6 protein-coding genes are annotated in these 5,931 nt (G+C 60.2%); all 6 read right to left on the reverse strand.

Translation table 11 applies throughout. The annotated features are described in order from the left end of the window. Positions 1-47 precede the first annotated feature (47 nt). A complete protein-coding gene (locus tag QZZ60_RS10110) occupies positions 48-797 on the reverse strand; it encodes an amino acid ABC transporter ATP-binding protein (RefSeq protein ID WP_295641065.1) in 750 nt (249 codons plus the stop codon). Continuing rightward, complete coding sequence (locus QZZ60_RS10115; RefSeq protein ID WP_295641076.1) at positions 781-1,569, reverse strand: amino acid ABC transporter permease; 789 nt, start codon at positions 1,567-1,569, stop codon at positions 781-783. The genes QZZ60_RS10110 and QZZ60_RS10115 overlap by 17 nt, the downstream gene beginning before the upstream one ends. A gap of 80 nt (positions 1,570-1,649) precedes the next feature. Next, complete coding sequence (locus QZZ60_RS10120; RefSeq protein WP_295641067.1) at positions 1,650-2,387, reverse strand: basic amino acid ABC transporter substrate-binding protein; 738 nt, start codon at positions 2,385-2,387, stop codon at positions 1,650-1,652. A gap of 488 nt (positions 2,388-2,875) precedes the next feature. Beyond that, entirely contained in the window at positions 2,876-4,270 is a 1,395-nt protein-coding gene (gene gltA / locus QZZ60_RS10125) for an NADPH-dependent glutamate synthase (protein WP_295641069.1), read from the reverse strand. Between the two features lie 2 nt (positions 4,271-4,272). After that, positions 4,273-5,136, reverse strand: coding sequence for a sulfide/dihydroorotate dehydrogenase-like FAD/NAD-binding protein (locus QZZ60_RS10130; protein ID WP_295641071.1), 864 nt, complete (start codon positions 5,134-5,136; stop codon positions 4,273-4,275). 266 nt (positions 5,137-5,402) lie between these two features. Continuing rightward, the coding region (locus QZZ60_RS10135) for a carbonic anhydrase (protein WP_295641074.1) at positions 5,403-5,931 on the reverse strand (529 nt) is incomplete at its 5' end.

A 5,931-nucleotide genomic window follows, 5' to 3' on the forward strand; every position in this document is an offset into this window, starting at 1 on the left:
GGTCTCTTCCTTCCGGAAGAGACCCTTTTGCACCTGAAAAGGCAGGATCACAGCACCTGCTTCAAAAACTGCTGAAGTCTGGGGTGCTGCGGATGTTCGTAGATATCTTCGGGCGATCCGACTTCAAGTATCTGTCCCTTGTCCATGAACACCACCACGTCGGCCACGGTGCGGGCAAAGCCCATTTCGTGGGTGACGCATATCATGGTCATGCCGTCGCGGGCAAGATTCACCATGACATCGAGCACTTCGCCCACCATTTCGGGATCGAGCGCCGAGGTGGGCTCATCGAAGAGCATGAGCTCGGGCTGCATGGCGAGAGCCCTGGCAATGGCCACGCGCTGCTGCTGTCCGCCGGAAAGCATGGAAGGATACACATGGGCCTTGTCGCTGATGCCCACCTTGTTCAGAAGCGTGAGCGCCAGTTCCTCGGCTTCCTTTCTGGGCATGCCGCGCAGTCTGCACGGCGCCATGGTGAGATTCTGCAGCACGGTCTTGTGCGGAAACAGATTGAACTGCTGGAACACCATGCCCAGGTTCTGGCGTATCTTGTTGATGTCGTTCTTCGGATCGTTGACGTCGATGCCGTCCACGGAGATGAGTCCGCTGTTGATTTCCTCAAGTCTGTTGATGGACCGCAGAAGCGTGGACTTGCCGGAGCCGGACGGCCCGATGATGACGACGCGCTGGCCCTGATAGACGTGCAGAGAGACATCCTGCAGAGCCGGCAGCTCTCCGAAGAATTTCCACACGTGTTCGATGCGGATGATGGGTTCCGCATTACTTGCGTTTGTCATAGTAATTCAGCCTGGATTCCAGAATGCTGACCGCCTTGGAAAGCAGCAGCGTAATGATGAGGTAAATCAGAGCAATGACGGTATAGGTCTCAAAGTACAGATAGCTCTTTGCAGCAAAGCTGCGGCCGAACTGCATGAGATCGGGCATGGCCATCACGGACACCAGCGAGGTATCCTTGAGCATGGCTATGCACTCGTTGCCCACGGGCGGCACGATGGTGCGCAGAGCCTGCGGCAGCACCACGAGAAGCATGGTCTGCACCTTGTTGAAGCCCAGGGAGCGGGAAGCCTCGATCTGTCCCTTGGGAACGGCCATGATGCCTGCACGGAACACCTCGCCCATGTAGGCGCCGTAGCAGAAGCTGATGGCAATGACCGCCGAAGTGAGACCGCTTACCTGCAGGAACTTGGCCAATGCATAGTAAATGTAGAAAATCTGCACCAGCAGCGGAATGCCGCGTATGACCTCCACATAGGTCGACGCGATCAGATTGATGACGCGATTGTGCGAAAGTCTCCCGAGACCGGTGAGCAGTCCGAGAGGAATGGCGCAGATGATGGAAAGGATGGTCACCTCAAAGGTGACGACAAGGCCGCCCGGCAGAAAGCGGAGGATTTCCAGATAAGGGTCGGGCCAGACGGTGCACAGCACGGTCAGCACGACCACCGCGCCCACCAGCGACAGGGACCAGGCGTTGACGAGGCTCCCCTTCTCGGCATCGGGCAGCACGAGGCCGCCCGCCGGAACTTCTATCTTTCCCTCCGGGGCCATACCGGCCGGAAGACCGTTTTCTTCATTCTCACGCATGGTTCACAATATCCTGAAACTGAAAGTGACCGTCTCTCGCAAGACTATTCGCCCAGCCACTTGTGGATGAGCTTGGCTTCAATGCCCTTGGCGCGCACGGCTTCGATGCCCTTGTTCAGACGTTCCACGAGGTCCTTGCGGTCCTTGCGCACCACGAAGCCGAAGGATTCCGTGGCTTCGGTGCGGAAGGCGACGGTCAGCTGATCGGCAAAGCCTTCCTTCTGGTTGGCATAATAAAGAGCCACGGGAGAGTCGCAGACCACGGCGTCGATGCGGGAGTTGAGCAGATCCTGCATGGCGAGTCCCACGTTGTCGTATTCCCGGATCGTCATGTCCACGCCGCTCTTCTGCGCCACGAAAATGCCGGTGGTGCCTATCTGTCCGCCGATCACCTTGCCCTTGAGATCGGCAAAGCCGGTTGCGGAATCACCCTTGCGCAGCACGACGATCTGCTGCACGTCGTAGTAGGGAACGGTGAAGGCAAAGGCGCGCTGACGCTCGGGCGTGATGGTCACGGCAGAGGCGATGACGTCATAGTTGCCCGCGGCAATGCCGGCAAAGATGCCGTCCCAGGCCGTCATCTTGAATTCGGCTTCCATGCCGGCTTCGGCGGCAACGGCCTTGAACATGTCCACGTCGTAGCCGATGATGTTCTTGTTGTCATCGAGAAATTCCATGGGCGGCCATTCGGGGTTGGTGGCGACGACAAGCTTTTCCGCAGCCATGGCGGAGGAACAGAGCAGTGCGGGCAGCAGAAGAGCGCACAGAAGACGACGAATCATGGAGACTCCTTGCGGGGCAAAAGGTACAGAAAAAAGGCTGAACGTTCAGCCTGCCGCATGTTCCTGCCGGTTCGCGTCCTGAATACGCCTGCCGCCGGCACGGGAATCAAACATATAATCCGTGTCACTATGAAGGATGCGGGGGCAACCTGTCAAGGAAACGCCCCGCTCCGCCTTCCTGCATCCGGGGCCGAAGCCGTCGGAAAAACGTTTCCCCCTTCGACGTCTTCCCCTCCTGCAACTTACCGATGCCGGAGAAAGAACTCGCCGGATTAATGCTCTTTTTTCCCTCCTTCCGCCGTGCCGGTCCGCAGCCTTTCCCCGCACGGACCTGTCTTTTTCTGCTCTTCAGGACGCGAGAAAAACAATACAAAAAAGTTTTGCGCCAGAAAGACCTTTTTCCTGCGCCGGACCGTTCGTCCGCGTCCGACAAAGAAGGCCGCCCTGCCTGTGGCAGAACGGCCCTCCACTTTTTGGGAAAGAGACGATTATTCCAGACCCATCTTGCGGGCGATGCTCTGGGCGGCGCGGCGGCCCGCGCCCATGGCCAGAATGACGGTGGCCGCGCCGGTCACGATGTCGCCGCCGGCGTAGACGTTGGGAATGGAAGTCTCGCCGTTTTCATCCACGGCGATGTAGCCGCGTTCCGAAAGCTTGAGCCCGGGCGTGCAGTCCAGCATGAGCGGGTTGGAGCGCGTGCCGAGAGCCACGATGGCAAGATCGGTTTCCTGAATGAAGTTCTCGCCTTCCACGGGACGGGGACGGCGACGGCCGGAAGCGTCGGGTTCGCCGAGCTCCATGCGCTGCAGTTCCACGCCCGTGAGATGATTTTCCTCATCGGTGAGGAAGCGCACGGGCGCGGCCAGTTCGATGAGCTTCACGCCCTCTTCGAGCGCGTGTTCGATTTCCTCGCCGCGGGCGGGCATTTCCGCACGGGTGCGGCGGTACACGATGTGCACGCTTTCCGCGCCGAGACGAAGCGCCGTACGGGCGGCGTCCATGGCCACGTTGCCCGCGCCGAACACGGTGACGTGCCTGCCGGGAGCCACGGGCGTGTCGTAATCCGGGAAGGAGTAGGCACGACCGAGATTCACTCGGGTGAGATACTCGTTGGCCGAGGACACGCCGATGCAGTTTTCACCGGGCACGCCGAGAAAATGAGGCAGGCCCGCGCCCACGCCGATGAACACGGCGTCATAGCCGTCCTTGAGCAGTCCGTCCACGGTGACGGTGCGGCCGCCCACATGATTCAGACGAATGTCCACGCCCATGGAACGCAGGCCGTCCAGCTCGTGGGCCACAACGTCCTTGGGCAGACGGAAGGCGGGAATGCCGTAGATGAGCACGCCGCCGGCCTCGTGCAGCCCTTCAAACATGGTGACCTCGACGCCGAGACGGGCCAGATAACCGGCACAGGTGACCGAGGAGGGGCCGGAACCTATGCAGGCCACGCGACGACCGGTCTTCCTGATTTCGGGAGCCTTTTCGGCGGAGGCGTGGTCGGCCACGAAGCGCTCGAGGCGGCCGATGGCCACAGGCTGACCCTTTTTGCCGAGAATGCACTTGCCCTCGCACTGCTTTTCCTGCGGGCACACGCGGCCGCACACGGCGGGAAGGCTGCTGGACTTGTGGATGATGCGGCTCGCCTCGTCGATGTCGCCCTTCACCACTTCGGCAATGAAGTCGGGAATGGCGATGTCCACGGGACAGCCGGTGCGACACATGGGCTTTTTGCACTGAAGGCAGCGGGTGGCTTCCTCATGGGCCATTTCAGCCGTATACCCGAGGGCGACTTCCTTGAAATTCCTGATGCGTTCCTCGGGAGCCTGGCAGGGCATATCATGACGGGGAATCTTCGCCCCGCGGGTGACTTCCTGACTCATGATCAGGCCTCCTTCTTTTCAAAACAGTTGCAGCGATGATGTTCGCGGGCCACGGCCTCCTGAGAGCGGAAAGAGCCGAGACGGCTGCGCAGCTCAGCAAAGTCCACCTTGTGTCCGTCGAACTCGGGCCCGTCCACGCAGGTGAACTTCATCTCCCCGCCCACGGTCACGCGGCACGCGCCGCACATGCCGAGGCCGTCCACCATGAGGGAGTTCAAGCTCACGGTGGTAGGCACGCCATATCCGCGGGTAAGCTCGGAGACGGCCTGCATCATGGGTACGGGGCCCACGGCCACCACTTCGGCAATGTTGCCGCCCTCGCTGTCGAGACGGCCCTTCACAAGATCGGTAACGATGCCCTTCTGACCTTCGGAACCATCATCCGTGGACACGAGCACCTCGTCGCAGAACAGGGAAAGTTCCTTCTGAAAAAGCAGAAGATCCTTGTTGCGCGCACCGATGCAGGCAATGACGTAGTTGCCCGCCTCATGGTGTCCCTTGGCAATGTGATGCATGGCGGCCACGCCCGTGCCGCCGCCCACGCAGATGACCTTCTTCGGCGCCTCGAAGCGCTGGATGTTGGTGGCGCGGCCGAGAGGTCCGCAAACGTCGTGGATGAACTGGCCTTCTTCCAGCTCCTCAAGCATCTGAGTGGAACGACCGAGCACCAGATACACGATGGTGATGGTGCCGTGTTCCTTGTCGGTATCGGCTATGGTCAGCGGGAACCGCTCGCCCTTTTCGTCCACGCGAAGAATGACGAAATGGCCCGGGCGGGCCGTGGCGGCGATCTGCGGAGCGTCCAGCACGAGCTTGCTGGTGCGCCCGGGAATCAGTCTTTCCTTATGCAGAATTTTAGTGGGCATAAAACCTCCATGCCTCCTTGTCGGAAAACGGCTTCGGCACGTCGAAACGACGGACGCAACACACCATGAGGAAGACGCGGCAGTCGCAACCGCCGCCTTCCCAAGCCTTCGGAAAAAAAGATGCCCGAGTCGGAAAACGTTCCAAAGCCTTTCCCACTATCCTTAGAAGCAAAAGCCCATTGCGTCAATGCCTTCCCCACTCTAAAAAGGAAGCATTTCGCCGGTATTCTCCATAAAAAACAAAGGGAAAAGAAGAATGTGACCGTTCATGGACGTCGGGACAATCCCACCTGGCCGGAACGCGCTCCCCCGATATGGGGACGTCCCACCAAAGGACGGAAAACCTGATGAGACGAATCATATTCCAGAAGTTCCCCGCTTTGCAGATCGAAGTACCAGCCGTGCAGGGAAAGTCCGCCCTTCTCCACCGCGTCCTTCACCCAGGGGAACGTCAGAAGGTTGTCCAGAGAAAGACGCACGTTCCAAAGCTCGCAGGCTCGCGCCCTGTCGGCGGCGTCTGCGCCGGGCATGGCCTCGTTCACCTTTTCCAAGGCGTGCCTTGCCACGTCCACCCACGGTCCGATGAACTCATCGCGATCCTCTCCTTCCGAGCCGGCTACCAGCGCATGAATGCCGCCACAGCAGGCGTGCCCCATGATGATGATGTCCTGAACCCGAAGATGCTTGACGGCATACTCGAGCGCAGCGCTCACGCCGTGCCGGCCTCCGTCGGGCGCATAGGGAGGAACAAGGTTCGCCACGTTGCGCACCACGAAGAGGTCCCCCGGACGACAG

The sequence above is a fragment of the uncultured Mailhella sp. genome (assembly GCF_905187505.1).
GTDB lineage: Bacteria > Desulfobacterota > Desulfovibrionia > Desulfovibrionales > Desulfovibrionaceae > Mailhella.